Source organism: Actinomadura oligospora ATCC 43269 (assembly GCF_000518265.1).
Lineage (GTDB): Bacteria > Actinomycetota > Actinomycetes > Streptosporangiales > Streptosporangiaceae > Spirillospora > Spirillospora oligospora.
On the sequence record NZ_JADG01000003.1, the window covers coordinates 996,907 to 1,022,949 of the forward strand.

23 protein-coding genes and 1 pseudogene are annotated in these 26,043 nt (G+C 69.0%); 11 read left to right on the forward strand and 13 right to left on the reverse strand.

Annotated features, from left to right (window positions below):
- Nucleotides 1-31: 31 nt before the first annotated feature.
- The 3 genes from P696_RS0103995 (at nt 32) to P696_RS0104005 (ending at nt 2,348) form a co-directional block, all read left to right on the forward strand.
- On the forward strand, nt 32-724 hold the full coding sequence (locus tag P696_RS0103995) for a TetR/AcrR family transcriptional regulator (protein ID WP_026411312.1): 693 nt from the start codon (nt 32-34) through the stop codon (nt 722-724).
- Nucleotides 725-811: 87 nt separating this feature from the next.
- The gene (locus P696_RS0104000; protein ID WP_034483201.1) at nt 812-1,516 is read left to right on the forward strand and encodes a PIG-L deacetylase family protein; all 705 of its coding nucleotides are present in this window, start codon (nt 812-814) and stop codon (nt 1,514-1,516) included.
- Nucleotides 1,517-1,658: 142 nt separating this feature from the next.
- Nucleotides 1,659-2,348, forward strand: coding sequence for a right-handed parallel beta-helix repeat-containing protein (locus P696_RS0104005; RefSeq protein WP_026411314.1), 690 nt, complete (start codon nt 1,659-1,661; stop codon nt 2,346-2,348).
- Nucleotides 2,349-2,444: 96 nt separating this feature from the next.
- Here the strand turns inward: P696_RS0104005 and P696_RS0104010 are convergent, their stop codons facing one another.
- On the reverse strand, nt 2,445-2,855 hold the full coding sequence (locus P696_RS0104010; RefSeq protein ID WP_026411315.1) for a DUF6069 family protein: 411 nt from the start codon (nt 2,853-2,855) through the stop codon (nt 2,445-2,447).
- An 89-nt stretch (nt 2,856-2,944) separates the two neighbouring features.
- On the reverse strand, nt 2,945-4,699 hold the full coding sequence (locus P696_RS59010) for an NAD(P)H-binding protein (protein ID WP_084336734.1): 1,755 nt from the start codon (nt 4,697-4,699) through the stop codon (nt 2,945-2,947).
- Nucleotides 4,700-4,857: 158 nt separating this feature from the next.
- Here P696_RS59010 and P696_RS43140 point away from each other — a divergent pair, with 158 nt between their 5' ends.
- The 3 genes from P696_RS43140 (at nt 4,858) to P696_RS0104035 (ending at nt 7,889) form a co-directional block, all read left to right on the forward strand.
- Nucleotides 4,858-5,856, forward strand: coding sequence for an AraC family transcriptional regulator (locus tag P696_RS43140; protein ID WP_051466749.1), 999 nt, complete (start codon nt 4,858-4,860; stop codon nt 5,854-5,856).
- 119 nt (nt 5,857-5,975) lie between these two features.
- Nucleotides 5,976-6,329 (forward strand): hypothetical protein, encoded by a 354-nt coding sequence (locus tag P696_RS0104030; RefSeq protein WP_026411316.1) that lies wholly within the window; start codon nt 5,976-5,978, stop codon nt 6,327-6,329.
- Between the two features lie 729 nt (nt 6,330-7,058).
- Nucleotides 7,059-7,889 (forward strand): sensor histidine kinase, encoded by an 831-nt coding sequence (locus P696_RS0104035; protein WP_281174913.1) that lies wholly within the window; start codon nt 7,059-7,061, stop codon nt 7,887-7,889.
- Between the two features lie 65 nt (nt 7,890-7,954).
- Here the strand turns inward: P696_RS0104035 and P696_RS53925 are convergent.
- The 6 genes and pseudogenes from P696_RS53925 to P696_RS0104065 form a co-directional block, all read right to left on the reverse strand.
- Nucleotides 7,955-8,611: pseudogene (locus P696_RS53925) on the reverse strand (glycosyltransferase); the annotation flags it as partial.
- Entirely contained in the window at nt 8,605-9,189 is a 585-nt protein-coding gene (locus P696_RS53930; protein ID WP_084336736.1) for a hypothetical protein, read from the reverse strand. The gene P696_RS53930 and the pseudogene P696_RS53925, both read right to left, overlap by 7 nt.
- A gap of 58 nt (nt 9,190-9,247) precedes the next feature.
- Complete coding sequence (vanX, locus tag P696_RS0104050; RefSeq protein WP_026411319.1) at nt 9,248-9,856, reverse strand: D-Ala-D-Ala dipeptidase VanX; 609 nt, start codon at nt 9,854-9,856, stop codon at nt 9,248-9,250.
- A complete protein-coding gene (vanA, locus tag P696_RS0104055; RefSeq protein ID WP_026411320.1) occupies nt 9,853-10,893 on the reverse strand; it encodes a D-alanine--(R)-lactate ligase in 1,041 nt (346 codons plus the stop codon). The genes vanX and vanA overlap by 4 nt, the downstream gene beginning before the upstream one ends.
- Complete coding sequence (locus P696_RS0104060; protein WP_064743889.1) at nt 10,890-11,876, reverse strand: NAD(P)-dependent oxidoreductase; 987 nt, start codon at nt 11,874-11,876, stop codon at nt 10,890-10,892. The genes vanA and P696_RS0104060 overlap by 4 nt, the downstream gene beginning before the upstream one ends.
- 306 nt (nt 11,877-12,182) lie before the next feature.
- A complete protein-coding gene (locus P696_RS0104065; RefSeq protein WP_026411322.1) occupies nt 12,183-13,142 on the reverse strand; it encodes a helix-turn-helix domain-containing protein in 960 nt (319 codons plus the stop codon).
- Between the two features lie 123 nt (nt 13,143-13,265).
- Between P696_RS0104065 and P696_RS43145 the strand changes: the two genes are divergently transcribed.
- Nucleotides 13,266-14,399, forward strand: a complete 1,134-nt coding sequence (locus P696_RS43145) for a sialidase family protein (RefSeq protein ID WP_051466751.1) — start codon at nt 13,266-13,268, stop codon at nt 14,397-14,399.
- Nucleotides 14,400-14,536: 137 nt separating this feature from the next.
- Here the strand turns inward: P696_RS43145 and P696_RS0104075 are convergent, their stop codons facing one another.
- On the reverse strand, nt 14,537-15,559 hold the full coding sequence (locus P696_RS0104075) for a CinY protein (RefSeq protein ID WP_157429504.1): 1,023 nt from the start codon (nt 15,557-15,559) through the stop codon (nt 14,537-14,539).
- A gap of 410 nt (nt 15,560-15,969) precedes the next feature.
- Here P696_RS0104075 and P696_RS0104080 point away from each other — a divergent pair, with 410 nt between their 5' ends.
- Complete coding sequence (locus P696_RS0104080) at nt 15,970-18,357, forward strand: WD40 repeat domain-containing protein (protein WP_026411324.1); 2,388 nt, start codon at nt 15,970-15,972, stop codon at nt 18,355-18,357.
- A 742-nt stretch (nt 18,358-19,099) separates the two neighbouring features.
- Here P696_RS0104080 and P696_RS0104090 read toward each other — a convergent pair.
- Nucleotides 19,100-20,068: an alpha/beta hydrolase gene (locus tag P696_RS0104090; RefSeq protein WP_026411325.1), complete on the reverse strand. Its 969-nt coding sequence runs from the start codon at nt 20,066-20,068 to the stop codon at nt 19,100-19,102.
- Between the two features lie 105 nt (nt 20,069-20,173).
- Nucleotides 20,174-20,491, reverse strand: coding sequence for a putative quinol monooxygenase (locus P696_RS0104095; RefSeq protein ID WP_026411326.1), 318 nt, complete (start codon nt 20,489-20,491; stop codon nt 20,174-20,176).
- 149 nt (nt 20,492-20,640) lie between these two features.
- On the opposite strand from P696_RS0104095, the gene P696_RS0104100 reads away from it, so the two are divergent.
- The 3 genes from P696_RS0104100 to P696_RS0104110 all read left to right on the forward strand — a co-directional run bounded on the left by P696_RS0104100 (nt 20,641) and on the right by P696_RS0104110 (nt 24,430).
- Entirely contained in the window at nt 20,641-21,546 is a 906-nt protein-coding gene (locus tag P696_RS0104100; protein ID WP_026411327.1) for an AraC family transcriptional regulator, read from the forward strand.
- Between the two features lie 157 nt (nt 21,547-21,703).
- Nucleotides 21,704-22,453, forward strand: a complete 750-nt coding sequence (locus P696_RS0104105; RefSeq protein ID WP_026411328.1) for an SDR family oxidoreductase — start codon at nt 21,704-21,706, stop codon at nt 22,451-22,453.
- A gap of 456 nt (nt 22,454-22,909) precedes the next feature.
- Nucleotides 22,910-24,430, forward strand: coding sequence for a ricin-type beta-trefoil lectin domain protein (locus P696_RS0104110; protein WP_026411329.1), 1,521 nt, complete (start codon nt 22,910-22,912; stop codon nt 24,428-24,430).
- Between the two features lie 57 nt (nt 24,431-24,487).
- Here the strand turns inward: P696_RS0104110 and P696_RS43150 are convergent, their stop codons facing one another.
- A complete protein-coding gene (locus P696_RS43150) occupies nt 24,488-25,480 on the reverse strand; it encodes an MFS transporter (protein WP_084336741.1) in 993 nt (330 codons plus the stop codon).
- Between the two features lie 9 nt (nt 25,481-25,489).
- On the reverse strand, nt 25,490-25,936 hold the full coding sequence (locus P696_RS0104120; RefSeq protein WP_026411330.1) for a DUF2871 domain-containing protein: 447 nt from the start codon (nt 25,934-25,936) through the stop codon (nt 25,490-25,492).
- Between the last annotated feature and the right edge of the window lie 107 nt (nt 25,937-26,043).

Here is a 26,043-nt window from a genome sequence, read left to right on the forward strand (position 1 = left end):
ATACGCTGTATCGCAACAGTACGATGTATCCATGACTGTGTGGGATCGGCCGGAACCGCCGACGCGCCCCGCGCCACTCGACCGGGAGCGGATCGTCGCCGCCGCCGCCGCGCTGGCCGACGAGGGCGGCCTCGAGGCGGTGTCGTTGCGCAAGGTCGCCGCCCGGCTGGACGTCGGCCCGATGCGGCTGTACGGATACGTCTCCACCAAGAAGGAACTGTTCGACCTCATGGTGGACGAGGTCCTCGGAGAGATCCTCCCGGAGGAGCCGCCCGGCGACTGGCGGGAGGCGCTGCGCGTCCGCGCCCACCGCACCAGGCAGGCCGCCCTTCGCCACGAGTGGCTCACCGACCTGCTCGGCGGCCGTCCGACCCTGGGGCCGAACGCCCTCGCCCTGAACGAGGCCACGCTGGCCGCCCTCGACGGCCTCGCCGACATCGACACCGTCCTGCGCGCCGTGGAGACCGTCGGCGCCTACTTCAACGGCGCGATCAGCCGCGAGATCGCGAACCTCCGCGCCGAGCGCGACACGGGCCTGTCCAAGCACGACTTTCAGCGGGCATCCGGCCCGCATCTGACGAAGATGCTGGCCACGGGCCGCTTCCCCACGCTGAGCAAGGCCATATACGACGGCAGGGACGTGGACGCCGAGGAGTCCTTCGCGACCGGTCTTGAATGGGTCCTCGACGCCGTGGCCGCCAAACTCGACGCGAACCCGGCCTAACGCCCAAGTCCCGACACACGGCCCGCAGGAACGACGTGCGACGGGGCCCCGAGCTGCGGGCCGGAACGGCCGGACTACGCTGTGATCATGCGTCCGGTTGCGGAGGACTGGCAGCGCGCGATGACGATCGTCGCGCACCCCGACGATCTGGAGTACGGCGCGTCCACGGCCGTGGCCAAGTGGACGGCGGCCGGGAAGTCGGTCGTCCAGGTGCTGGCCACCCGGGGCGAGGCGGGCATCGACTCGATGGAACCGGCCGAAGTCATGCGGATCCGCACCGCCGAGCAGATCGCCGCCGCCGAGGCGGTCGGTGTCTCGACGGTGGAGTTCCTCGACCAGCCGGACGGGATGCTGGAGTACGGGCTGCCGCTGCGCCGCCTGATCGCCCAGGCGATCAGGCGCCACCGGCCCGAGGTGGTCGTCTCGCTCAACTTCCGGGAGACCTGGGGGGCCGGGCAGGGCTTCAACATGGCCGACCACCGGTCACTGGGCCTGGCGGTGGCCGACGCGGTCCGCGACGCCGCCAACCGATGGGTCTTCCGCGATCTGGCCGAGGAGGCGTGGCAAGGCGTGCGCTTCGCCCTGTTCGCCGGTTCCCCGAACGCTGAACACTACGTCGACGTGACCGGCCATCTGGAGGCGGGCATCGCCTCCCTGACCGCGCACCAGGTCTACTTCAACGGCCTCAGCCAGGATTTCGACCCGACCGGCTTCCTCACCCACATGACGGCCACGATGGGCGAGCAGGCCGGCGTGACCCACGCGGTGACCTTCGAGCTCATCGAGCTGTAACACCTCCCGGTCCGCCCTCCATCCGGACCATGTGGCGGAGTTTCGGGCGGACCGGAGCGCGTCGGCCGGTTTCGGACAACATCGGCGTTGTTGATCTCCGTAGGATCACCCGCGTCTCACACCCGATCACAGGACGGACCTGATGCGCCGACTCCTCCTGCCCGTGACCGCCGCCGCCCTCACCGGCGGCGCGCTCCTCGCCGTTCCCGGCGTCGCCGACGCCGCGACGTACGCGTGCAAGGGCGCCCAGAAGGGCGTCTACAGGATCTGCCTCTACAACCAGAGCGGCAAGAAGATCAGCGGCAAGACGTTCGCGAACGCCCAGAACGGCATCTTCATCAAGAGCTCCCGGAACATCACCATCTCCGGGAACACCTTCAAGAACCTGCACGGTTCCAAGGGGTACGCGGGCGTCCACATCCAGGACTCCACCGGCATCACGATCTCCGGGAACACGTTCACCAAGCTCAGCAACGCCGGGAACATGCACGGCGTCTACCTGGTCCGGACGTCCCATGTCCGTATCACGAAGAACACGTTCTCCTACATCTCCGGCGACCCGGTGCGCGTCCGCGACGCCAGCAACTACAACACCGTCGACAACAACAAGATGACCCACTCGGGCAAGTACGCGCTGTTCAGCGAGTGGGCCAAGCTCCCGCCGTACGGCAATGAGAAGTGCGGCAAGGGCAACGTGCTGAAGAACAACGGTTACCGCCTCAACGCCTCCAAGCAGGTCAAGGTCCTGTCCGGTGGCAAGGGCAGCCCGCCGAAGTTCGGCTACTGCCGTCCCGCGGGCGTCAAGGACGCCGGCGGCAACCACAAGATCTGACCGCCCCGCCCCACGTCGGGCCGCGCCTCCAACGCGGCCCGACGTGGCCCGGCCCGATGAGGCGGCGCCAAGGGTCGTGCAGCCAGGTGCACCCGCTCAGGTTCGTCCGCGCAAGGTCGGGATGAGGATGGCGGCGACGGTGAGGTGGATCAGCGACAGCGTGGTCTTGGTGCCCAGGCTGGCCTCGGCGAAGAGCATCGGCGCGAAGGACAGCGCGAGCACCACGACGGCGAGGACGCTCCAGGCGGCGACGGCCCGCCTGAGGAAGCGCTCCATCAGGGCGAGCGTGCCCCAGCCGAGCATGGAGATCACGAGCGTGACGCCGGCGACGAGGGGCAGCCCGATCGTCTGCGGGCCCTGCCCGTTGTGCTGGTCGACGCGCAGGTGGGCGCCCAGCAGGTGGGCGATGAGCCAGAGTGCGCTGGTGGCGAGTACCGCGACGCCGACGGCGGCGGCTCTGGTCCTTCGGCGTCCGGTGGCCTGGGGTTTCTGCGTGAGCGTGGTCATGGGGGTGTTCCTTTCCGTCCTGTCGGACCGGGCTGAGGGAGCGGACATGGCGTGAGCGGAGAACATCCGCGTCGATGGCGGGGCGGCCGTCAGGGGCGGATGGTGAGCTTTCCGTGGGTCCCGCCCGCCTGGCTCCTGTCGTGGACGAGCGCGAGGTCGGCCAGCCCGTGGGACTCGGTGACCTCGACCGTCAGCTCGCCGCTGTCGATGAGGCCGACGATCTCGGCGAGCTGACCGGGATCGTTGCGGGCCACGAAATGGACGGCCGTGACCCGAGCGTCGGCGGGTGCCTCGACCGGCGTGGCGACCGAGACGATGACGCCGTCCGGACGGACGAGGGGAACGAGCTCGGAGGCCGCCTCGGGGGTGATCGCGGCGAGGTTGATGACGGCGTCCACCGGGCCGTCGAGCACGTCGGCGAGAGTGGTGCGGGTGTAGTCGATGATCTGGTCGGCGCCGCGCGCGCGGACGGCGGCGGCGCTGCGCCCGCTCGCCGTGGCGATCACCGTCGCCCCGGCGCGTCCGGCGAACTGGACGGCGAACACGCCGACGCCTCCCCCCGCGCCGTTGATCAGGACGCGCTGCCCCGGGACGAGCCGGGCGTGTTCGTACACGGCCTGGTAGGCGGTGAGCGCGGCGACCGGGACGGCGGCGGCGTCGGCCAGCGCGATGCTCTCCGGGGCGGCGGTCAGGAGGCCCGCGGGGGCGGTGACGTACTCGGCCGCCGCACCGCCGTGGTCGAGGCGGCCGATCACCCGGTCGCCGACGGCGAACGGGCCGGCCGCTCTCCCGGTTTGCGTGACCGTGCCGGAGACGTCGAAGCCGAGGGTGAAGGGCGGCTTCACGGGCAGCACGTCCCGCAGCAGCCCGGCGCGCAGTGCGGCGTCAGAGGGGTTGAAGGAGGTCGCGGCGACCAGGATCAGCACCTGATCCTGGTCGGGGACCGGGAGCGGCACCACCTCGTGACGGATGACGTCGGAGCCGCCGAACTCGTGGACGCGCGCGGCGGTCATGGTGGCGCGGAAGGCACCGGAGTGGTCGGCCACCCACTCGCGGAACGTCCGGGCGGGCGTCCCGGTGACCTTCTCCACCGTCGAGGTGACCGGCCCGGGCTCGTCCACGAGCTCGGCCTGGGCTTGGAGGACGCCGTCCACGACGGTGTCCGGCCAGCCGCGTTCGAGCATTTCCCGACGCGCGGTCGTCGTCGGTGTCTCGATCCAGCGCACCGGGCGGCCGATCACCTCGCCGATGATGCGGGCCTGCTCCGCCTGAGTCAGGGTCTGGGGGCCGGTCAACTCGTGGATCACGCCCTGGGGGCCGTCACCGGTGAGCGCGCGCACCGCGACGGCGGCGATGTCGCGTTCGTGGATCGGGGCCATGGCGGCGGCCCCGTACGGGCCGCGCACCGCATGTTCGGCGCGGACCTGCGCCGCCCACCGCAGAGTGTTGGCCGCGAAGACGTGTGGCCGGAGGAACGTCCACTCGAGCCCGCTCCGCTCGATCGCCCGCTCGATCCGCCGTTCGTGGTCGCGCACCGCCGCCGACGAGAGGTAGACGACACGTCGGGCGTGTTCGGCGATCGTGTCCAGGACCTCGCGCATCCCCTCAGCCGTGGCGAACGGCCAGACGAGGAAGACCGCGTCGACGCCTTCCAGAAGGGCGTGCAGGGTATGCGGTTCGGTGAGGTCGCCGCGGACGAACTCGATCCCGGCGCGTCGCCCCACCGCGTCGGGATCGCGGACGAGCGCCCGCACCGCGGTCCCCGCGTTCGCGAGCTGAGCCGCGACCTGCCTGCCCACCGTGCCGGTGGAGCCCGTGACCAGGACCTTGGCCTGCCGATGCATCCGTGTTCCTCTCCCCCAGGAGCGCGGCCCGCTGTGCGACCGCGCGCCGACTTCGTCCTGTAAGGAACAGTAGGGAGGCACGGGAAGATCTCCTATGCGTCACAGTCCTTGTTTCATGCGTGATCGTCTTCGACGCTCTCCCGGTATAGATTCCAGCCGTGGACGTGCTCAGCGACGTGATCGGCATCATGCGTACCGGACGGCCCCGCGCGGCGCGCGTTCTCTGGCACGCCCCCTGGGGGCAGCGGTTCCCCTCCGCGCTAGGCTCGGCGGGATTCCAGGTGATCCTGCAGGGCTCGTGCTGGCTCATCCCGCCGGACGCGGGCGCGCCTCCCGTCGCGCTGGGGACGGGCGATGTGGTGCTCTTCCCCCACGGACACGGATACGCCCTGGCCGACGCCCCCACCACACCGCTGGACGAACCCCACTGCGATCCGCTCGACGAGGCCGACCTCTACGTCTCGACGTCCATCGGCGACCCCTCGCGTGGAGATTCCACGATGACGCTCTGCGGCGGCTACCGGCTCGACCCGACCCGGGCCCACCCGCTGCTCCAGGGGTTGCCCGACCTCGTCCACATCCCGGCCCGCCTCGGACGCCGCGACCAACTGCGCGCCGCCGTCGACCTGCTGGCCGGCGAGATCGACCATCCCCGGCTCGGCACCGACACCATCGTGCCCACCCTGCTCGACACGCTTCTCCACTACGTCCTCCGGGCCTGGTTCGAGGAGAATCCCCATCGCGGCGCGGGCACCGGATGGGCGGCGGCGCTGGCCGATCCCGCGATCAGCGCCGCGCTCCACGCCATCCATCGCGCTCCGGCCCGTCCCTGGACGGTCGCGTCCCTGGCGGCGGAGGCGGGACTCTCACGCGCGGCCTTCGCCAAGCGCTTCAGCGGCATGGTTGGCCAACCACCCCTGACCTACCTGACGTGGTGGCGGATGACCACCGCGGCACGCCTTCTGCACACGTCCGACACCCCGCTCGCCCAGGTGGCGTCCCAGACCGGCTACAGCTCCGAGTTCGCCTTCGCCAACGCCTTCAAGCGCGAGTACGGCACCGCCCCCGGCCGCTACCGCAAGCAGCCCCCAGCGCAAAGCCTCCCCCGGCGAGTTCCTCTTCGGCGGTCCTCGGGTAGCAGTGCACGCAGATCCTAGGATCGTGCACGATCAGACCAGGACATCGGCCAGAGAACGAGCCATTCTCAGCAGGAAATCGCATCGGTATTGCGAGGCCAATCCGTCGCGCAATGCCATTCACCTCAGGAGGATCTCCGATGCGCCTGCGCGCCACTGCGATCGCCGCCGTCGTCGGCTCGGCACTGCTGATCTCGCCACTGGCTCAGGGAACGGCTCTGGCCACCACGTACACGGTGACTCGGACATCTCCCTGCGGCTACATGACCGGTACGTACACCTACAACGCGATCAGCGGCACCGACCTGTTCCGCGTCACCTACAACGGCACCGTCCAGAACACCTGTGACTATACGGTCCCCCTGTCCGCTCAGATGACGTGGGCGGGCGGCGGACGGGACGTGGCCTTCGATTACTACAACGCGGGTGAAAAGCTGCCGGTCAGCTTTGCCGAGAGTTACGTCAAGGACGTGCGCTTCGCGCTCTACGGCTGACCAGCACCGAGAAGGCCTGCGGCGTCCCCTCGACGCCGCAGGCGGGCTCTTCCACGCAGTGCCGGAACACCTCGAGGACCGCATCGAAAACTCCCGGCCAAGGGCCATCGTTCGGGTACGGGCTCATCGACGATTCATGCGCGAAGCCGCGAACATAGGCCCCCGCTTTCGAGAAGATGATGAAGTAGTCATCGCCCGAACCGTTCCGCATTGAGGCCAGCTCTTCCCCGGACGCCAGGACAATTCCCGCCCACCGACCCCCTTGACCACACCCGCCACATGCCGCCAGCGAAGGCGGCACCGTCTTGCCAGGCTGCACGCGGTTTTCGATACGTCGGCGAGATCCCCCCGCTCTTACGATGGAGAGCATGCGTGTGCTGGTTGTCGAGGATGAGCCTGCCGTCGGAGCTGGACTGCGCACAGGGCCGGACACCGGGAGCGCGGGAGGCGAACGTGGATAGGGCGCCTGGGTTGAGCGTCCGCCTCAAGCTCACCTTCAGCTATGCCGGATTCCTCATGATCGCGGGCGCCCTGCTGCTCGCCGCCGTGTGGGTGTTCCTCCTACGAGGACGCTCGAAAGGCCTGTACGTTCCCGATCTGTCCGACTTCCTGCGAACCCTCGACCCAGGCGGCAACTTCGGCCCGGCCGTCTTCGTCCCGGCCGCGATACTGGTCCTGGCGTTCCTGCTGGTGTTCGGTCTCGCCGGAGGGTGGATTCTCGCCGGGCGGATGCTGGCCCCGCTGGCCCGCATCACCGATGCCACGCGCACGGCTGCGAGGGGGTCGCTCTCTCACCGGATCAGGTTGGAGGGGCGCCAGGACGAGTTCCGAGAGCTCGCTGACGTCTTCGACGGCATGCTCGCGCGGCTCGAAGCGCACGTCGCCGAACAGCAGCGCTTCGCGGCCAACGCTTCCCACGAGCTGCGAACTCCACTCGCGATCACGCGGACCCTGCTCGACGTCGCCCGCGACGATCCGAGCCGGGAGGGCAGCGAGCTCGATGAACGCCTCCGGGTTGTCAACGCCCGAGCGATCGACCTCACCGAGGCACTGCTCCTGCTCAGCCGCAGTGACCAGCGCTCCTTCGCTCGCGATGACGTCGATCTGTCCCTCATCGCGGAAGAGGCCACCGAGACGCTCCTCCCGCTCGCCGAGAAGCACGACGTCGTCATGGAGACCTCCGGGGACATCACCCCGACCACCGGGTCTCATGCGCTCCTGCTGCAGTTGACCACGAACCTCCTGCACAACGCGATCGTCCACAACCTGCCGGAGTCCGGCACCGTTCGGGTCAGCACCGCTGTCGGTCCTGAGGACGCCGTGCTCACGGTCGAGAACACCGGCGAGAAGCTCAGCCCGCACGTGGTCTCCACCCTTACTGAGCCGTTCCAGCGCGGCACCGAACGCGTCCGCAGCGACCATGTGGGTGTCGGCCTCGGCCTGGCGATCGCCAAGAGCATCACCCAGGCGCACGACGGAACGCTCTCGCTCACGCCGCGCGCCGATGGCGGGCTTCGCGTCACGGTACGGCTACCCGCGACGGCTCGGCAGATCCCGTAGTGGGACGAGATTCCAGCCTGGCCGGTGTACCTGCGTCGCTCGTAGAACCCGTGCGCGTCCGGTGTGCCGGCCGCCGACGCGTGGGCCGACATCGCCGCGATCCGCTCGGGATCGGTGAGCACCGGGATCAGGGTGGTCTCGATCCACGTCGGATCGAGGTCGGCGTCGTCGACGAGCAGTGCCCCACCGGCGGCGATGACCGGCTCGGCATTCAGCCGCTGCTCACCGCCCCGCAGCGGTAGCGGGACGTACGCGGCCGGCAGGCCGACGGCGGCCAGTTCGGCGCACGTCATCGCCCCCGAGCGACAGATCACGAAGTCGGCCGCGGCGTAGGCGTACTGCATCTCGTCCACGTAGGGCATAACGACGTAGGGCGGGTCGGCGGGGTCGCGGTCCGGCCCTACGACCACCTGCCGCGGCCCGGTGATGTGCAGCACCTGCACGCCGGCCGCCCGCACCGCGTCGCGCAGCCTCCCCGGCGTTTGCAGCAGGGCCCGGTTCAGCTTGCGCGGCAGCGGCGCCGGCGGGATGAGTTCGAGCGGGTAGCCGCGGGCGGGAATGAGCGTGGTGTCCAGGCCGCGGACGGTGCCGAGGGCGGTGATCTCGGCCCCGGGCTCCAGCCGGCGCAGGGCGTCGGCGAAGTTCATCGCGGGCTCGATGTGCCCTGCCGAATGGCCGCCGGCGACGACGACGCGCGGTGGCGGCTCGCCTGGAATCACCATGTCCTCCTGATCATTATTCCTCGTTTCGCGTGAAACCGTTCGAACACATGCATGGGCAGCGATACGGAGTCCGAATTGTGGGAGTAGCCTGACGGATTATGGAACCGCACTAGACCGCCATCGACCGCATAGACCAGGACGAGGTGGCCCCCACGCTGGGGTTCGCGAGTGGTTGGTTCGCGAATCTCAGGTGATACTGACGCGATCAGGGCCTGCCCTGGTTCCACCTTTCGGCCGGATACCTGAATGGGCGTGCGCTCGACCAGTTCGCAGTGGAATCCGAATTGTGAGCCGACCCAGGCCATGAACGGCCGGTAGATGAGTCCCTGGACCTTGCCGGAGGGCTCCACCACGTAGCAGCCCCGATCGAGGGCTTGCGCGAGGAGTTCACCCATCGGTAGCCGGATGTCTGTCCAGCCGTGGAGCAGCGACTGCAGACACGCCAGACCGCAGACCTTGCGGGACCAGAACAGGTACTCCTCGCTTGAGCGGTATCCGTCGGAGGCCCAGTCGTGCCGTCGCGACGGATCGGCGCCACCCAGGAAGACCTCCAGCCCGGAGGGGCCGGTGCGCCGCATGACGACCTCGTCGTTGCGGTCCGGATTCCCCCACTGGGAGATGTAACGGAGACTCCGATCACGTGATGGGAAAGTCGAAGTAGACATCAGGATGGGGCTCGTTTCTCAGCGTGTAGTGCCACCATTCGCAGTCGTAACGATCGAATCCGCAGTCCTCCATGATGGAACGGAGATACTCACGGTTCTGGACCTCGGATGGCGTGATTTCGCTGGCCTGATGACGTGAGATCGGGTCCATGAGGTCATGGCCGCCACCCATGGGAACAAGCTCACCGGTGGCAAGGTGAAAGAGGGTCAGATCGACCGTGCCGCCCCTGCTGTGGCCCGACTTCGCGGCCACATATCCCTGCTTGACCATGTCGGCCCGGTCGATGTTCGGGTAGTGGTGCGACTTGGTCCGGCCATCCTCGGGCTGTTCCGACCAGCGGAGGAAACAGTCGACGGCGCGTTGGGGGCGATACCCGTCCCAGAGAAGCAGCCCGAAGCCGAGGGAGGCCGCCTTCTCGCGCACCTGCTCCAGAGCCGTGCACAGGAACCGGGTCCCGACGATTCGATTCGCGAGATAGCCGTCCACCGGTTTGCCGGTGAAGTTGTCCCAGGTGGCGTACTTGGCGTCCCAGCGGACGCCCGGAACCCAGTCGTCGATGTAGACGAAGTCGCCGTTCATCGCCTCGTCCCGTGCAGTGCCATCGAGATGAGCCGGTCGATCACGTCCGAAACCGACAGTCCCGCGGCGGCCATCATCCGCGGGTAGCGGCTGTAGGACGTCATGCCGGGCATGGTGTTGACCTCGTTGAGCACCACCTGTCCGTCGTCGGTGAGGAACATGTCGACGCGGGCGAGTCCCTTGCAGCCCAGGGCGCGGTAGATGGTCTTGGCGGTCTGCTGGGCGAGCCGGCGCGAGTCGTCGGAGATGTCGGCGGGAACGATGAACGTCGAGTTCTCCGAGCCGGCCTCGGGGGCGTCCTCCTGATGGATCCTGAAGAATCCGTGCGAGAGGTCGACGCGGTCCACCTCACCGGTGACCAGGCCGGATCGTTCCTCGAGGACCGCGCAGCCGATCTCGCCGCCGGCCACCGCCTCCTCGATCAGAACCTTGGAGTCGTACTGTCGCGCCGCGCTCAGCGCGCTCGGCAGCTCATCCTTCCCGGTGACCTTACTGACGCCGAACGATGAACCTGATCGGGCCGGCTTCACGAACACGGGATAAGGGAGACGGTCGGGGTCGACCTTCCCCTCCTCCGCGACGACCCAGAAGTTCGGCGTGGCGATTCCTGCGCTCCTGGCGACGGTGTAGGCCAGGGACTTGTCCATGCACACGGCCGAGCCCTGAATGTCGCAGCCGACGTAGGGGATGCCGGAGAGCTCCAACAAACCCTGGATCGCGCCGTCTTCGCCGAGCTTGCCGTGAAGTACGGGGAAGACGAGGTCGAGGCGCACCGTCTCGTAGCCCCCCTGCCCCATGACCAGCAGACCGTGCACGCTTCGGTCAGGTGACAGCGTGACGGGACGGGCGCTGCCGTTCTCCCAGTCCTCGGCGGGGCCGTCGCACAGTTTCCAGTCGCCGTCGGCCGTGATGCCTATCCAGAGCGGCTCGTACTTCTCGGTGTCGAGGTTCCCCGCCACCTCGCGTGCCGACTTGATGGAGACGAAATGTTCCTCGGAAGCGCCTCCGAAGATGAATCCGACCTTCAGTCTGCTCATGCTGTTCTCTCCCTCTCGAAGCTCAGGCAGTTGATGAGAGTGTTCTCGACGATGTCTTTCAGGGCGTGGTCGGTGTCATAGGCGGAGTGTGGACTGATCAGCACATTCGGCAGACGCTGCAGTCGCACCAGGGCCTCGTTCTCGAAATGCCTGTTCCGGCAGTCGGCGTAGAAGATGCCTTCCTCGCCTTCGAGGACGTCCAGTGCCGCGCCGCCCAGCCTGCCGCTCTCCAGTGCGGCAAGGAGCGCCTCAGTGTCGAGCAGCGGTCCGCGACCCGTGTTGACGATGTACGCGCCGGGCTTCATCCGCTCGATGCGATGGCGATCGAGGAGATGGTGGGTGTCCGGGGTGAGCGGGGTGTGGAGCGTCACGATGTCGCTCAGTTCGATCAGTTCGTCGAACGGCACGTGGTCGGTTGAGGCATGAGATCGGTTGTTGTGGGTCAGCACGCGGCAGCCGAAACCTCGCAGGCGGTGGATGACCGCCGTGCCGATGCGGCCTGTGCCGATCACCCCGACGGTCAGGTCCCGCAGCTCCTTGCCGCGAATGTCGCTCAGCCGATAGTCATGGGCTTCGGTGCGGCGGATGGTGGATTTCGCGTGGCGCACGGCCATCAGCATCAACATCAACGTGTAGTCGGCCACGCTGTCCGGCGAGTAGGCGACATTGCCGACCGAGATACCGACGCGCTCGGCGTACTCCAGGTCGATGTGGTTGCAGCCGATGCTTCTGGTGGAGATGTATTCCACACCGGCTTCGCTGAGCGCCAGAAGCGTGGAATCGGTGACCTGGGTCTTGTGGCTCACGCTGATGCATCGGTTGCCACGTGCCAGTTCAGCGTTGGTCTCGCAGACGGCGGCCTCGGTGATGGTGAGCGAAAATCCGAGGCGTGCCCCCATCTCCTGGAACAAAGCGGCATCGTCCTGGCCACATCCAAAGACCGCGAGTCCCGTCGGCGGGATGGACGGGGAAGATGGGGCCATCGTTCGGGCGCGACGGTCCGTGATCGCTTCGCTGTAGATCGAACCCAATTCGCTGGGGGGCATGTCTCAAGTCAAGACTGCGCCGTGTTGTCAGCACGTAGGCAGATTTCGATAAGCGGACGATATGTCGCCCTGAGCTGACCGTGCAGGGTGCCGCCCGGGCGGGACGCAGATCGGTTACTTCCCCCGGATGACCGAGGCCGAAAGAACGTCTCCATCAAACCGAAGCGAAAACCCGCTGCCGCCGCTACTGGCCGTTCCAATCCTCCTCACGGGCCAATCCCGCCCGGCTGTCGGCGGTGCTGGTCAGGGGGCTTGGTCGAGGTCGCGGGCGGCTTGGAGGCCCGCTTGGAAGCGGGTCCGGGCGCCGAGGCGCTGCATGAGTTCGCTGACGCGGCGGTTGAGCGTCCGGACGCTGATGCCGAGTTGCCGTGCCGCGGCGTCGTCCTTGAGGCCCGCGGCCATCAGCGTGATGAGCTGCCGGTCGAGGTCCTTCTCGACCGGGAGGTTCTGGCCGGGGATGGGGATCGCGCTGGCCCAGAGCAGCTCGAACAGGCGGACCAGGGCGTCCAGCAGGTTCCCGGCGTGGATGACGAACGCGCTGTCCACCATCTCCCGCTCGTCGCTGCTGAACGGCAGGATCGCGGTCGTCCCGTCGGCGATGGCGAGCTTGAGCGGGATGCCCACGTGCACCCGCGCCTCCTCTCCGGCCGCGATGGTCTGCGCGAACGTCTCGAACGCGCCCGGGACCTCCAGCGCCTCGGGCGCGTACAGGCCGCGCACCCGCACGCCGCGCGCGAGCATCTCCAGCTCCGCCTGGTTGGGTTCGGCGGGCTCCTGCGCGTAGGGCGGCCGGTCCAGGACGAGCACCTCGTGCCAGGCCGCCCGCTGGAGCCGGTCGAACCGCGCGGCGACCGAGTCCCGCCCGAAGAGGATCTCCACCTGGTCCTCGGGACGGTGCCGCGCGTCGACGGGCAACTCGGCGAGCAGCGCGCGGGCCGTCGCGCGGGCGCTGGTCACGCGCTCCTGCCAGCGGGTGGCCAGCATCTCGACCGCCGCGTCCGGACGGGCGGCGGCGAACCTGACCGGCAGGCCCGGCAGCGGGTTGACCAGGCCGATCTCCTCCAGCCGGGCCAAGGCCGGGTCGAGCTCGGCAGCGTCGACACCGGCCCGCGCGGCCAGCTCATCGCGGGTGAGCGACGAGTGGCGCAGCAGCAGGCGGTAGATCCCCTCGTCGGCCTTCGCCACCCCGAACGCCTCCAGCACGGCGCGTCCCTCCCAGGGTGACGTGTTCTCGACGTGGCAACCGTCCGCCACCCAAGATCGTGGACGGGGGCCTGGATGATCACGTTACCTCCTTTTAGGACACCCAGAACTGGAGGAGCCCACGTGAAGAGCCTCGTGACACTCATCGCGACGGCGGGCATCGGCCTGTCCCTTTTCCCCGGCACCGCCGGAGCCGCCACGTCCGCGGACGCCGGATCCGCGTGGCGGCAGCCGAACTGCAAGACGGTCGAGGGCGACGGCTCCGTCTCGTTCACCCGCGACGGCGGCCGGAGCGTGGCCCCGACGACGGGCGTAATGCGTCCGGTGAAGTACGTGATGGGGCTGGAGGCGCTCGCGCGTCCGAACCAGCTGCTCGCCGTCGACGACCGTGGGCAGTTGGAACGTTCCATCGATGCCGGATGCAGCTGGAGCACCCTCGCCTCGCTGTCGAGATTCGGCCACTGGTCGATCAGCCCGGCGTCCGACGGGACGGCCTACGTGTGGAACTTCCGCGGTGACCGCGTGTACCGCGTGGACGGGGAGCTGGTGTCCAAGGAGCCGGCGTTCGACGCGGAGCGCCTGGGCGGCCTGGTCACCCTCACGGTCGACCAGCGGAAGCCGGGACACCTGCGCGGCGTCACCGAGGAGGGACAGGTGCTCGACTCGCGCGACTCGGGACGGTCGTTCCGTTCCATCGGCGCCGTCCCGGTCAAGGAGGCGGGCCCCAACTTCCTCCTCTACGACGCGAAGGTCGCGCCGTCCCGTCCCAATGACATCGTGGTCGGCATCTCCGACGTGGGCGCCTTCACCAGCCACAACGGCGGACGGACGTGGCGGCGCACCAAGATCGGGCAGGCCGGTGACAAGGTCAACGGGTTCACCGTCGCGATGTCGCCGATCGACCCGCGGATCGTCTACCTCCAGGCGCTGAACGTCACAGAGATGGACCGCGGCGGTCGCGGCGGCGGGCGGCACCTGTACCGCTCCGCCGACGGCGGGCGGTCGTTCCGCCCGGTGGCCGACCAGGGCGGCGAGGTGACGATCACCAACGGGGGCCTGGTCAAGCCGAGCCCGTGGAACCGTGACGTGGTGTACTTCGAGTACGGCGACCCGGTGTACCGGACCTCGCTCTACACCCTCAACACCCGCACGCGCGAGCTGTCGATCGCCCGCAATCCCCACGACAGCATCAAGTCGATCGCCTTCAACCCGGGTGCCCGCGACGTCATGTACCTCGGCTTCGTCGAGGAGCGCTGACCGCACACGCTGACCGCCACCGAGGACGGGCCCCGGCCCTCCTCGATGGCGGTGGCGGTGGGTGCCCATCGCCTGCTTCACCAGCACCGCTGCACGGCCGTCCGCGCCGATCGTGGTCTCCCGGGTGGGAGGACCGTCTACCGGCAGTCCTTGCTGGGGTTGTCGTGGGTGAGGGCGCAGGCCATCCGGCTGCCCTTCCCTGCGGGGTAGCGCTTCTCCAGCGCGTCCACCACGTCCCGCCACTGGCTGCGGGTGTCGGTGACGGCGAGGGTGACCGCGCGAGAGAAGTTGTCGGCGATCCGGCCCCGGTCGGTGCGCGGGTCGGAAGCGTGTCCGGTCGACGGGTCGATCAGCCCCAGGTCCTTGTTGAGCGTGTGGTGCCTGAGCCGCTTGCCGCCCGAGCAGCCGAGCTTCTCACCCGACCCGGCGGCCGCCTTGTCGAAGCATCCCGTGGTGAGGGTCTCAGGGACGTCCGCGGCGGTGGGCCGGGGCTCGGCGAACAGGCGGAACAAGGGTGAGGGAACGGAGCGGCCGAGGCCGGGCGGGTTGGTCACCCCGATGGGGCCGGACCCGGCGGTGTCGGCCCAGTTGCTGTGTGAGTAGAAGTCCTGGACCGCGTGCAGACCCCGGCCGAACTGCTCGATGACGTCGCACTTGGCACGTCCATGGGTCTGGTTGAACACGCAGCGGAAGAAGAGGCTGACCTGTTTGGAGTCGACCGCGCCCTTGCTGTTCAGCAGCCGCGCGGCCTCGGTCACCGCGTTGTTCATGCGGTCGTGCGCGTGGCTGACGCAACCCAGCAGGTGCTTGGTGGCGTCGGCGCGACTCTGCAGGTATCCGCTCTGGACGAGGTAGTCCGCGTTGTCGCAGTGGGCTTCCTGCTTGAAGACCTCGCTGCCCAGGTCGGGAGCGCCGATGGCGCCGCCCTTTCCCTTGGCCCCGGCGAGCTCGCTCAGCGAGTCGGGCTCGAAGCAGTAGTTGTCGCTCGCCTTTCCGCCAGGACAGGCCAGCGCGGATCGGGTGATGCGCTCGTGCTCGGCGCGCTGCCCGAACTTGTCGGTGAGGGTGCCGAAGGAACGCGCCGCGGGGGCGGTTCCGGCCAGTGCCGTGCATGCGACGGCTCCGGCGACCACGGCGGTCAGGGTCCTGGACGTGTTCATCAGGCCTCCCATCGATGATCGATTCCAACGAGGGCTTCGACTCACCCATGGGGCCGCCGCGCAGCGGCCCTACGCACGGAAGGGACCCGTCCATTCCTTAACGCTCCGTGGTCGATCGCCGACGGAGGTCATCCCATCGAGAGGGCTCGTCGAACCCTCCGCACCACTCCTGCCACTCTTTCCTCACCCGAGCGTCCAGGGGCAGCGGGAAGATGGCGCTTAGCGCTGATCCGCAGGTCGACAGGGTTGTTTCTCGTGTCAGGCTGATCGGGGGACGGGACGCCCTGGTCGGGCAGGTCGCCCAGTGCGGTCCGGCGTTGGGTATCCGACGGCCCGACGGTCCGGCGTGTTGAAACTCGGCTTTCAAGGGAGGCCGAGAACGTCGGGGGGATGCGCCAACATGATCAACTATGTCCGTCACCGACCTGTACGGGGCGCGGGTGCTAGCGCTGTCCCCCGACCGCCTGCGCGTCCGGCTCCGGATCTTCGTCGTCCACTATGACGAGACCGAGCTGCCGGACGATCCGGTACTGATCCTTCGCATCCTCTGGGACGGCGCGCAGGGCGGGCCGCTGGCCGAACATCTGGAGCACTACGAGCTCTTGGACGAGGGGTGGATCGGGGTCAACACGCGCTGGTTCGTGCAGGGGTACGAGCGGCTCGTCACGCGAAACCAGGACACCGACCTTGCGGATTACGAGGGCGAGCTGGAGAACGGCGGGTGGCCGGAGGAGAACCGGCTGCTCCAGGCCGACTACGAGATCACGGTGACCGACCCGCGCTGGCTCGACCATCTGAGCCTCGGGACGAGCTGGGCCTCGGGCTGGTACCCGAGCCCGATGAGCCGGATGCGTCCCGACGAGGCAGCCGAGATCCCCGACCTGAACGAGACGGTCGCCAGGCTCGTGCCGTTCCCCTACCTGGAGGACGGTGCCGACCTCAACGGGCTCGCGTTCTCCGACGACGGGAGCTCCCTGGGCGTGTGCAACGAGGCGGGTGACGTGGTCGTGCTGGACGCCGGTACGTGGGAGCGGCGTGCTCCGAGGGACGGCGAGACATTCGACTTCGTCCTCGTTCCCCCTCCCTCGCTGCCGGTCGAGGACGACGACGACTTCGCTGTAAAAGCGGTCTCGCGCGGGTCGACGACGCTGGCCGCGCGCGGGTCCGAGCTGTTCGTGGTGGAGTCCGGGAAGGTCGCGGGCAGGTTCGAGGTCGGGGGCGAGGAGGTCGGCGGGCTCGCGTTGAGCCCGGACGGACGGTTCGGCGCCGTGTCCGAGCTGGCCACCGGCGATTTCCCGGTCGTCTGGAACCTGGCCGACGGGCGGCCCGTGCTCCGGTGTCACGACCGGTCGTGCGTCGACTTCCTGGCCTGGTCGCCCGACGGCCGCTGGCTCGCGGCCGCCACGCGCCGCCAGGTGAGGGTCTACGGGGTCGGCCTGCCGGACGAGCCTCCCTTCGAGCTCCGGCAGGAGGGGACGCCGGACGAGGCTCTCCCACCACTGGAGGGCCTCGCCGAGGTCGAGCTGTATCTGGGGCTCGGCAACCCGCACGCTGTACGGGCGGCGCTGGAGCGGCTGAGCGGGGACGAGTACCGGCGTGGATGCGACCTCTGCGTCGAGAACGGGGCCGACCTGCCCCGTGACCATCCGCTGGCGGAGGTACTCACGACGCTCGACGGCGATGCAAGGTCGATCGCGCTGTCGCGATGGCTGCGGGGCATGACGAGTCACGAGGCAGGCGATGAAGCGGACGCGATCGCCGCCTGGCGCGAGTCCGCCGCGACGGGCGTTCGGCCTTTCTCGACCCGGTCGGGCACGGGGCTCGCGGTGCTGGGCGCGGCGACGCCCGAGGAGCTGGACGATCGTCTCGTCGTCGAGCTGGCGAACGACCTTCTCGACCGGAAGGACGACCGCGCGCTGGCTGCCTTCCAGATGGCCCCTGAAAGCGGGCCTGCGGCGTACGGGATCGCGCGCGTGCACGAGGAGAACGACGCGGTCGCCGAGGCCATCGAGGCGTACGAGCGCGCCGTCGAACTCGAGGAGGGCGTCGACATGCCCGATGCTCTGTCGAGGCTTGGCCTGTTGCGCCAGCGCCTCGGGGACGCTGAGGGAGCGGTCGAGGCCACGCGGGAGGCGCGCGAGAGGGCCGTCACGCGAGACGACCGCGCCGCCACCGCCCAGGCGCTCGGAATCGTCCTGGTGAACCAGGAAAGGTGGGCAGAAGCTCAGGTCGCGTACCAGGACGGAGTCGACGCGCTCAACGAGGCCGTGGCGCACGGCAGGGTCTGGTGGCCCCGGCACACGCTTCTCACCCTGGGCCAGGTGCAGGAGAAGGCGGGTGACCACGACGCCGCCCGCACGACCTTCCTGCACCTGGTCGAGCTCAACAAGGACCACGAGGGTGACCAGGAGCGAGAGATCTGGACGCTGGCCTGCGCTTGGCTCGGCATCATGGCCAAGGACGCCCGGGACGTCGTGACGGCCGAGGCGTGGTTCCAGCAGGTCATCGACTCCGGCTCCCCCGAGGGCAACCGGGCGTGGGCGACCGCGCATCTCGGCGAGCTGCACCACTGGCTCGGCAACCATGAGGACGCCGCCGGGTACTACGCGCGAACCCTCGAACTCGGCGACGAGGACGTTCTCGTCGCCGAGGCCGCCTACCGGCTGGGTGAGCACAAGGCCCGCAAGGGCGAGATCGACGAGGCGATCGCGCTGATGGAACGGACCCTCGCCACCGGCTTCGACGGGTTCGACTTGGACGCGAACGCGCTCCTGGAGACGTTGCGCGGAGTGACGTGAGCCTGACGGTGGGGCATGACCGATTGGCGGGTTGACGGGTTCCAGGAGCTCCGCGAGCTGGGTCGCGACGCACAGGGCGGGTGGGGGGTTGAGGAACATCGGAACGAAAACCGGCGCTAAGCCCTCGTCGTCCCTGGTGAGCGGCTGACAGGACGTCGGCTGCGGGGCCGGGTCGAAGTCGTTCCACGAATAACGCCCTGATATCTGCGGCATCGCTGATCACGACCTGCGGCGACGTTCTCGGGGCTGTGCACGAAGCGGCCCCGTTATCTGTGGCAAGGGGGGAAGCGGTGCCCGCCGTCGTATGACTGCCCGTCGGGAAGGCGTTGACCGTCCGCGCGGCGGCCGACGTGTTCCTCGACTCGCTCGACAACGCGAACACGCTCCGGTCGTACGGCATTGGCGTCGGCAAGACCGCCGAGCACCTCGGTGATGCCCGCCCGCTCGTACGGCCAGGCCCGCGCCCTGCTCGACGCCTACACCGCAGTCGGCGGGGTGCCGGGCACGGGCTGGGACCTGCACGAATACCTCATTCTGGTCTCACCCACCTCGGCGAGGCCGGGGCCAGCCTGCCCATGCTGATGGCGAAGTCCCGGCACAAGCAGCCGGAGAACGTAAGGCGCTACTTTCACCCCTCGGCGGAGGCGATCGCCGAGGTCACCAGCCTGCTCGCGCCCGGAGACAGCAGTCGCTGAGGTCTTAGCCAAGACTGAAGCCTACGACCGAAACTCGTCGACTTCACCTAAGCGGCGGGGTTCGTGGACAGGAGCCGGGCGAGCCAGTCGGTGCGGGTTCGGCGGGCTGTGGCCGAGATGTGTGCCTGCGGGTGCAGGGCGTCGAATCCGTGGAAGCCGCCTGCCCAGACGTGGAGTTCGGCCTGGCCGCCGGCCGCCCAGATGCGGGTGGCGTAGTCGGTGTCCTCGTCGCGGAAGACTTCGGCGGAGCCGGTGTCGATGTAGGTGGTCGGCAGGCCCGCGAGGTCGTCGGCCAGGGCGGGTGAGACGTATGCGGGTACCTCGTCGTCGGTGAGGTCGCCGAGGAGGCAGCGCCATCCGAATCCGTTCATCTCGCGGGTCCAGACGCCGGGCCCGTTCGAGTACTGGAGGCTGGAGGTGGTGGTGTTGCGGTGGTCGAGCATGGGGCCGATCAGGACTTGGGCGGCGATCGTCGGGGTGCCGAGGTCGCGGGCCAGCAGGGTGACGCCGGCGGCGAGGCCGCCGCCCGCGCTGGCACCTGCGACGATGATCCGGGCTGGGTCGATGCCCAGTTCGGCGGCGTGGTCGGCGATCCAGAGCAGTCCCTGGTAGCAGTCGTCGACCGGGATGGTGCCGGTGGACTCGGGCGCGAGCCGGTAGTCGACGGAGACCACGACGGCGCCGAACTCGTCGAGCCACTCCAGCGGGATGTCGATCTGTGAGAAGCGGTCGCCCATGACCATCCCGCCGCCGTGCATCCAATAGACGCAGGGTGCGGCAGCGGTGCGATCGCTGTTCGCGGGGCTGAAGACGGACAAGGGGATCGGGGTGCCGTCCGGACTCGCAAGGGTGACCTCGCGCCGGTCGATAGCGCGACCTTCGAGGAGGAGTTCGACGGGCATCGAGGAGAAGGGGCGTACCTGGGCCAGCACTTCCGGGCTGAGCTGGGACATCAGCGGCATGTCGGCCAGGAGTTCATGCAGTTCGGGGTCGAGGGAGGGGCGTGCTGTGGTCATGGTCGTTGCCTCTCGTGGGTGGTGGCGGGCCGGTCGGGCGAGGACGGGGGCCACCTCGGTGGGCACCGAGGCGGCCGAGGCTGGGGGGGTGGGGTGTTCGGCGGGTCAGAGGGCGGATTTGCCGCGGACCGGAACGTGGTCGGTGTATTCGGAGTCCTTGGCGAGCAGCGGGTCGATCTGCGCCACGATGGCCTGGGCGGTTCTGCCGGCGAAGACGCGGTGGTGGTCCTCCTCGCTGGTCCAGCCTTCGGCGACGTGGACGACGTCGGGGTCGGACGCGGAGCGGGAGACAAGGTAGACGAGGCAGTGTTCGCTCGCGCCGGGGCTGCCCTCGTTCAGTCCGGTCAGCAGCAGGTCGACGAGCTGGTCGCCCATACCGGGCCTGGCGGTCAGGGTGGCGCTGAAGCCGTAGTTGGCAATCATGGATTCCTTCTCTTCCTCTTCGGTGATGGAGTGCGGTGATTCCATTAAAGCGAGTTGACCTGCGAAAACGTTAGACAGATACTCGTTTGTACTTGCACGATCCTCGCGACTTCGGGAACCGCGGCGCGGAATGGTGCTGCAATGGACGCATGTACCTCGAAGAACTCCGCACCCTGCTGGCCCGCCACGCGCGGCCCGACTGGACCACCGCCGTCGACGGCGTCCTCATCTCGAAGGTCGACCGCCCTGATCCGCCGGCGCCTTCGATGTCCGGCACGCTCCTGGCGGTCATCGCGCAGGGCGCCAAACGCCTCGCCCTGGGCGAGAGGGTGTTCGAGTACGGGCCCGGGCAGTACCTGGTCGCATCCGTCGATCTGCCTGTCACAGGGCAGTTCACCCAGGCCGACCCCAAGCAGCCGGCGCTGGGGTTCGGTCTCGTCCTGGAACCGTCCGCCGTTGCCGAGCTGCTGCTTGAGGCCGGGCCCGGAGACGCCCCCCGGAGCAGCGGGGGCGCGCCGTCGGCGATCGCCGTCAGTGACGCTCCGGCCGCACTGCTGGACGCGGTGGTCCGGCTGCTGCGCCTGCTCGACGAGCCCCGCGACCGGGCCGTACTGGCCCCGCTGGTCAAGCGCGAGATCCTGTGGCGTCTGATCACCGGCGAGCAGGGTGCGACGGTTCGCCAGCTCGGCTTGGCCGACAGCAGCCTCAGCCACATCTCGCGGGCCGTGCGCTGGATCCGCGAGCACTACGCGCAGCCCTTCCGGGTCGAGGACGTGGCGCGGCAGTCCGGCATGGGCGTCTCCGCCTTCTACCGCAACTTCCAAGCGGTGACCGCGATGAGCCCCATCCAGTTCCAGAAGCAGATCCGGCTCCAGGAGGCCCGGCTGCTGCTCGCCACCCACCCCGGAGACGTCACCGGAGTCGGCCACCGCGTCGGCTACGACAACCCGTCGCAGTTCAGCCGGGAGTACCGCCGCCAGTTCGGCGCGCCCCCCAGCCAGGACGCCGCCCGCCTGCGTCAGGCCGTGCGTGCGCCGGCAGATCTCCTGCCCTGAGCTGGGCGGCTTTACTGGAGGATCGTGCAAGGAGTAGCGAGGATAGTTCTACTGTCTCCGCAGGTCAGAACGATTCAATGGGATCACCGGTTCTCCCGTGGAGCAGGAAGATGCCTGCCCACCCGTATGGATCCCACCACATCGCAAAGGGCACAACATGAAGACGGTTCTGATCACTGGTACCTCATCCGGGTACGGGCGGGAGACCGCCCTCTACTTCCACTCGCAGGGGTGGAACGTCATCGCCACGATGCGGACGCCGCGTCCAGGCGTCCTTCCTGAGTCGGACCGGCTCCGCGTCATCGAGCTCGACGTGACCAGGCCCGAGAGCATCACCGCCGCGTTCGAGGCCGAGGGCCCCATCGATGTCCTGGTCAACAACGCGGGCGTGCCCTCGATCAGCGTGTTCGAGGGCACCCCCATGGCCCGAGTGCGGGAGGTCTTCGAGACCAACACGTTCGGCGTGATGGCGATGACGCAGGCGGTGCTGCCCCAGTTCCGCGAGCGTGGCTCCGGCGTGGTGGTCAACGTGACCTCGAGCGTGGTGCTGGGGCACATGCCGCTCTCGGCCGTCTACAAGGCGAGCAAGATGGCCATCGAGGGGTTCACCGCATCCCTCGCGCTCGAGCTCGCGCCGTTCGGTGTGCGGGCGAAGACGGTCGAGCCGGGCGCCTGCCTGACGACGAACTTCGCGGCCACCGCGACGAAGGGCGCCTCGCTGGACGAGCTGGTCCCGGCGCCCTACGCACCATGGGCGAAGAAGGCCATGGGCGACTTCACGGGCCAGGACCTGTTCACCAAGGAGAGCGACGTCGCCGAGACGGTGTGGCGAGCCGTGCACGACACGACCGGCCAGCTGCGATTCCCCGCCGGCCCCGACGCGGTCTCGCTCTCCCAGGCGAAGTGATCAGCCGGCAGGCAAGGTCACGCCGCACTGACACCAGGAGCCGGCCCCGCGCCCACGCACCGGGTCGGCTCGCCGTCGGGCGCTCACCCCGACGAACGGGAACCTGACCAACAACGAGAAGCCGGGCCGGTTTGTCCTGGGCCACGGTCACCGCCGGGACGCCGTCTACGACCGGCCGCCTGCCGACAGAAGGCGTACCGGGCACGCCGGGCCGCCGAGCGGAGGCGCGAAGCCGTAACAGCCCCGGCCGGTGTGACGGCTCCCGTACCCCTCTCCGGGGACATGGGCGGCCATCACGGGTCGATGTCGAAGTCGGAAGTGGTCCCGGCCTGACGGGCCGTCCCGCCTGTCAGGCCGTCCCGAAAAAAGTTGAGCAGGTTTCATGTTTGGGTCTTCCGGGGAAGGCGGTCAGCCGGTAATTACCGGAAGTGACAACCAGCCCGGGAGGTTCCCCCCATGTCACATCCCAGGCCACGGCTGAGGACCTGTGCCGTCGCAGCCACCGCCGCCCTCTCCCTCCTGTCCCTCGGCGCGCTCGCCACCCCCTCCGCGAGCGCCGCCCCCGCCACCCCCACCCTGACGACGAGCACGCCCCTGCCCGCCGAACTGGAACAGATCCGCGCGGCCGAGGCCACCAAGCTCTACGGCAGCCCGGAGGAGCGTCCGATGGCCCAGCGCAAGACGGGGCTGGTGTCCATCGGCGACTCGGAGATCTCCGGCGAGGGCGCCGGCTCGTACTGGCCGGACACCGCCGGCCCGACGAACTGGTGCCATCGTTCGCAGGAGGCCGCGATCTACCGCACCACCATCCCGGCCGACGTCTCCACCAACGTCGCCTGCTCGGGCGCGGCCAGCTACCACATCAGGATCGGCGGGGTGAAGCAGTACGCCGACCAGCTCGTCCAGAGCGACAACCTCGCGATCAAGGCCCGCAACACCCGCGTCAAGATGGTGGTCGTGGTCGTCGGCGCCAACGACGACATCCAGTTCGGCCCGGTGATGACCGACTGCGTCGAGCGCTGGGTGCTCTCCAAGGGCACCTGCGAGCCGACCTACGCGCCGGGCTGGCAGACCCGCGTGGACGGCATGGTGCCGAAGGTGGCGGCCACCGTCACCGACCTCAAGCAGGTCATGCGCGACGCCGGGTACACCGACGACGGTTACAAGCTCGTGCTGATGAGCTACCCCTCCCCCATCAGCCCCGACATGGCCGACAACCCCAACTTCCCCGGGAAGCTCCCCGGCGGCTGCCTCGGCTACGACTCCGACGCGGCCTGGGGCCGCAACACGGCCGTCCCCGCCTTCGAGCGCGGGATCCGGAAGGCGGCCCAGCAGTCCGGGGCCTACTACCTGGACGCCTCCCGCCTGTTCCACGGGCACGAGGTGTGCATGGAGAGCACCTGGGCGCGCGGCTTCTTCTACGACGGCTCGTTCCCGCCGGACGAGAACTCCGTCCGGCAGTCCTACCACCCCAACGCCACAGGTCACGGCGCGTTCGCGTCGTGCTTCAGCCAGTTTTACGACTCCGGACTGCGCGAGGCGTCGTGCGCCGACCCGGCGTCCACCAACAGCCCCAAGCTCTACCCGGGCGCATGGGACGACAAGTTCAAGCCGCTGAAGAACCAGTCCACCGGCCAGTGCCTTGACAGCGTCGGCGGCTCGTCCCGCAACTACACGGCGGTCGTGGGCTGGAACTGCCACGGGGGCCGTAACCAGACCTGGTGGTATGACCCCACGTACAAGTCCATCCACACCGGCCTGTCCCACGACCGTTGCCTGGACTCCCGGGACATCGCCGCCCCCACCGCCGCCATCCTGTGGAACTGCCACGGCGGCACCAACCAGCAGTGGACGATGCCCGCGGACGGCACGATCCGCCCGGCAACCGCGAACGGGCTGTGCCTGACCCAACCGGTCGCCGACAAGGCCGTCGCACTCCAACCCTGCAACGGCTCATCAGCCCAACGCTTCGCCTAACCCCGCCCACGCGGTAGGCCCCAGGAGCCAGGCGGCTCCTGGGGCCTACCCACACACTCACGACGTGACCCCGGACGCACGTTGATCCTTCTCGGTGGCAACAGCGAGGGAGGAGAGGAGCGTTGCGGCGGCGAGGCTTCCCCAGAGGCCGGCCGAGCCTCGGGCGGCGAGGGCGGTGACCAGCGCGGTGGCGCTACCGGCGTAGATGATCTCGCCGATGGTGCAGACGACGGACACCGCGGCGATGGCCGGGACACCCCAGCCGTGTCCGAGGGAGGTGGCCGTGAGGAAGCCGAGGTAGGACGCGGCCAGCACCACGCCGGAGAGGGCCAGGACGGTCCGCCGGGAGAAGCGGGACATGAGGACGGTGACCGGCACCTGCAGGGTCACCACCAGCACGGTGTTGGCCACGAAGACGGCTGCCGGCCACATCGGGGACGCGTGGAACCGCGTCACCAGGACCAGCGGGATCGCGACCTCGGGGACGTTGAGGCAGAAGACGTAGACCACGTTGGTAGCAAGGAGCACGAGCATCCGGGGTGCGGGGTCCTTGTCCCGGTCCTCGTCCGGCGTGGCCTCCGCTGGACGTGCGTGCACGTGGACCGACCACGCCAAGGCGGCTGCGGCGAGGTAGGCGAGCGCGGTGACGGCCGCCAGCGCCCGCAGCGCGGTGGTGCCGCCCGCCAGGCACACCGTGGCGAGGAGTGCGCCGACGCCCAGGGCGGCGTTGCGCAGGGCGCGGGACCCAGCGAGGGCGTTGTCGCGATCTCGGCCCTGGGCGACCGTCGCCACGAGCGCTGCGTGGGCGGCCGGCCACGCCTGGTTGCCGATGCCGAGGAAGAGCGCCGCCGCCGTGAAGAGCCAGACGTGCCCTGTCGGGGCGGCCAGCAGGAGCGCCACGCCCAGCACTCGCACCAGCGTCGACGCCGCCACGACGGTGCCGCGCGCGCCGCGGTCCAGCCAACGTCCCACTGCGGGCATGCACACCAGGCCCGCGACGATGCCGACCGTCATGGCGGTGCCGGTGACCGGCGCGGACAGCCTCAGCACCGCGGCCGGTCAGGACGCGGGCGACCGTCGCTCTTCGCGGTCGGTGGTCGCGGGGGCTTGGGCGATGCGCTTGCCCAGGTTGATGAAGAAGAAGACCAGGCCGACGGTGAGCGCGATGTGGCCTCCTCCGGCGATGTGGGCCGCTATCCCGGGCGTGGAGTGACCGAGGACGGTCAGCGTGCCGCGGACGGTCATGACGGCGACGGTCATGACGAGACCGGCGTTGTAGGTCCAGAAGAACGCGTTGAAGAGCCTGCCCGCCGACAGGGTGAACAGCTTCTCCAGCACCAGGGCGATCAGGAAGAAGAGCATGCCGAGCGCGAGCACGTGGGTGTGGACGAGTCCGAGCTGGGAGTCGCCGGTGAAATCGTTCAGCTTGGTGATCTCGCGGTAGTAGAGGCCGCCGACCAGCCCGACGATCATGTAGGCGTGAGCGGCGTAGTAGAGCTTCTTCACAAGGGTCCTCAGGGTTCCGGCCTGGTCACGACCGGGGCCGGTGGGTGGTCAGGATCTGGCGGGGGTCCAGGAGTTCTCGGACGGGGTGACGTTTTGTGAAGCGGGTT